Raw genomic sequence first — 3,382 nt, 5'->3', positions numbered from 1 at the left:
CGGACCTGCGGCATGCCCTGGAGGATCTCCTCGACCTGCTCGACCACGCGGCCGGTGCGGGCCACGGAGGCGGCCTCCGGCAACTGCACCGAGACGAAGAACGCGCCCTGGTCCTCCTCGGGCAGGAAGCCCGTTGGCGTGCGCTGCGAGAGGAGGTAGGTCCCGGCCCCGAATGCCGCGACCAGCGCGAGCGACAGGACGGACAGACGCAGGGTCTTCCTCACGATCGCGGCGTAGCCGTCCCGGACGTTGTCGATGCGCCGCGAGACCCACGCCATGATCCCGCGCTTCTCTCCCGTGTGCCGCAGCAGGACGCCGCAGAGCGCCGGCGAGAGGGTGAGCGCGTTGACGGCCGAGATCACCATGGCGGCGCTGATCGTCACCGAGAACTGGCGGAACAGCTCGCCCGAGATCCCGGGGATGAAGGCGATCGGCACGAACACCGACAGGAGGACGAGCGTGATGGCGATGACCGGCGCGGTGATCTGCGCCATGGCCTTCCTGGTGGCCTCGGCGGGCGACAGATCCGGCTCCTCCTCCATGACGCGCTCGACGTTCTCGACCACGATGATCGCGTCGTCGACGACGATGCCGATCGCGAGCACCATGGCGAGCAGCGACACCGTATTGGCGGAGTAGCCCATCACCAGCAGCACCGCGAAGGTGCCGATGACGCTGACCGGCACCGCGAGGAGCGGGATGAGTGTGGCGCGCCAGTTGCCGAGGAACAGGAACACCACCGCGCCGACGATCACGAAGGCCTCGACCAGGGTCTTGATCACGACCTCGATCGTCTCGTTCACGAAGGTGGTCGAGTCGTAGACCGCCCGCAGCGAGACGCCCTCGGGCAGACGCTCCTGGACCTTGTCGAGCGTCGCCCCGACCGCTTCGGCGGCGGTCACGGCGTTGGCGCCCGGCGACAGGAAGATGCCGATGCCGACCGCGTCTCTGCCGTTCAGGCGCGTGAACGCATCCAGGTTCTCGGCTCCAAGCTCCACACGCGCCACGTCGCGCACGCGCAGCGTGGAGCCGTCCGGGTTGGCGCGCAGCACGATCGCGCCGAACTCCTCGGGCGTCGAGAGACGGCCCTGGGTCTGCACGTTCATCTGGAGCCGCTGGTCGTCCGGGACCGGCTCGGCGCCGATGCGGCCGACCGGCGCCTGCACGTTCTGCGCCTGGATCGCCCGGATGACGTCGGATGCGGCCAGATTCAGGCCGACCAGCCGCTCGGTGTCGAGCCAGATCCGCATGGAATAGTTGGACCGCGCGAACAGCATCGCCTGCCCGACGCCCGGCGTGCGCGACAGCTCGTCGATGACGTTGATCGTCGCGAGGTTCGTGAGGAACAGCGGGTCGTGCTCGGGCGACTCGCTGGTCATCATGACGAATTGCAGGATCGAGGAGGACCGCTTCTGGACCGTCAATCCCTGGCGCTGCACCTCCTCCGGAAGCTGCGAGAGCGCCGTCTGGACGCGGTTGTTGACGTTGACGGTGTTGATGTCGGGGTCGCTGCCGAGCGCGAAGCTGACGTTCAGCATGTAGCTGCCGTCGTTGCCGGCGGTGCTCTTCATGTAGAGCATCTGGTCGACGCCGAGCACCTTGGACTCGATCGGCTGCGCCACCGTGGACTCCACGACCTCGGCCGAGGCCCCGGGATAGACCGCGGAGACCATGACCTGCGGGGGCACGATATCCGGGAGCTGCGCGACGGGGATGCGCATCAGCGCGAGCGCGCCGGCGATGAGCGTCACGACGGCGATGACGATCGCGAGCCGCGGGCGGTTGATGAAGGTCGATGAGATCATGGAATTAGCTCCGGTCGGCCGTCGAGCCGTCGAGGGCGAGGTGGCTGACATCGGCGGGAGCGGGCGCGACCGGCAGGCCCGCCTGGACGCGCTGCACGCCCTCGAGCACCACGCGCTCGCCCTCCTTCAGGCCGTCGGCGACCACCGCCACGGCCGGAGTGGACTGGCCGAGCCGCACGGTGCGCCGCTCCACCCGGTTGTCGGCGCCGACCACGTAGACGAAGTCGCCGCGCTGGTCGGACAGGACCGCCTCCCGCGGGATGGTCACCTGCTGCACGGGTTCGGCCCCCTCGAGCACCACGGTGACGAACTGGCCGTCGGTGAGCTCGCGCGGGCTCGTGTCGCCCTTCTCGCTGCCCGGCAGGACCGGGTTCGGGATCGTGCCGCGCAGGGTGATCGTGTCGGTGTCCCGCCCGACCGTGATGTCGACGAAGTCGAGCTTTCCGGCGTGCCCGTAGAAGCGCCCGTCCGAGAAGTGGAGCCTGATGCCGACCGCGTCGAAGCCCTCCTTGGCATAGCGGGTGCGCAGGTCCTCGGCAGTCCGCATGGAAACCGGGAAGGTCGCGTACATCGGATCCTGGCTGACGATGGTCGCCAGGACGCCGGAGCCCGGCCCGACCACGTTGCCGACCGTGACGGCGCTGCGGCTGATGCGGCCGTCTATCGGAGCACGGATCTCGGTGTAGCCGAGATTGATCTCGGCCTGGCGGACCTGCGCCCTGGCGGCTTGCAGTTGCGCGGAGGCGGTCCGCTCCTGCGCGAGAGCATTGTCCAACGCGGCTTGCGTGCCGGCGCCCCTCTCACGGAGTTCCTGCGCGCGGGCGAGATCGCTGCGCGCATTGGCGAGCTGGGCCTCGGCCTGGGCGATGGCGGCCTGCCTGACCGCGACCTCCGCCTCGTAGGGCTCTCGCTCGAGCCGATAGAGCAGGTCGCCCTTTCTCACCTCGGCGCCCTCCCGGAAGAGCTGCTCGTCGAGGAAGGCATTGACGCGCGCCAGCAGCCCCACGCGGTCGACCGCCTGCACGCGGCCCATGAACTCGAAGCTCTCGGTGACGGGGCGGCGCGCAGCCTCGACGACGCCCACCGCCGGAGGACCGGAGGCGGCGGGCTGGGCGGCGAGCGGTCCGGCCGCGAGGCCGGAGGCAAGGGCCGCGGCGAGGAAAAGGCCGGCTGCCCGGCGCAGGAGACGGTACGGCATCGGGCACCGCACCTCGGGTGGGGAAGGTTGCTGGGGCACGTCGTTCTTCCTTGAGCGGTGGAGCGCTGACGGGGCCGGAAAGGCGGATGCCGCCAGGTCGGCCTTGCTTCAATAACAAACAGTATGTATGTTTGGTTCCGATATACGTACGGGCTGTTTATTCTTAAAGGGTGCGGGGCAGGAGAAATCGATCATGCGACGGACGAAGGAGCAGGCCGCGGAGACGCGCCGACTCATCCTTGAGGCCGCGGAGCGGCTGTTCCTGGAGCGCGACTACGAGGCCGTGTCGCTCGAGGAGATCGCCGCCGCGGCCGGGGTCACGCGCGGCGCGGTGCACTGGCACTTCCACAACAAGCAGGGCCTGCTGCTCGCGATCCGG

3 protein-coding genes are annotated in these 3,382 nt (G+C 69.2%); 1 reads left to right on the top strand and 2 read right to left on the bottom strand.

From position 1 onward, the window contains the following. Together BN1233_RS48430 and BN1233_RS18455 are read right to left on the bottom strand one after the other, a co-directional pair. Positions 1-1,805 (bottom strand): efflux RND transporter permease subunit (locus BN1233_RS48430; RefSeq protein ID WP_046865433.1); only part of this gene is annotated, 1,805 nt, incomplete at its 3' end. A gap of 4 nt (positions 1,806-1,809) precedes the next feature. Next, on the bottom strand, positions 1,810-3,003 hold the full coding sequence (locus BN1233_RS18455) for an efflux RND transporter periplasmic adaptor subunit (protein ID WP_046865099.1): 1,194 nt from the start codon (positions 3,001-3,003) through the stop codon (positions 1,810-1,812). Positions 3,004-3,196: 193 nt separating this feature from the next. Here BN1233_RS18455 and BN1233_RS18450 point away from each other — a divergent pair. Further along, a partial coding sequence (locus tag BN1233_RS18450; protein ID WP_046865098.1) for a TetR family transcriptional regulator occupies positions 3,197-3,382 on the top strand: 186 nt, incomplete at its 3' end.

This window comes from Microvirga massiliensis (assembly GCF_001006805.1).
Lineage (GTDB): Bacteria > Pseudomonadota > Alphaproteobacteria > Rhizobiales > Beijerinckiaceae > Microvirga > Microvirga massiliensis.
The sequence above is the reverse complement of the archived record's forward strand: the minus strand, read 5'-3'. Positions and strand labels throughout refer to the sequence as shown.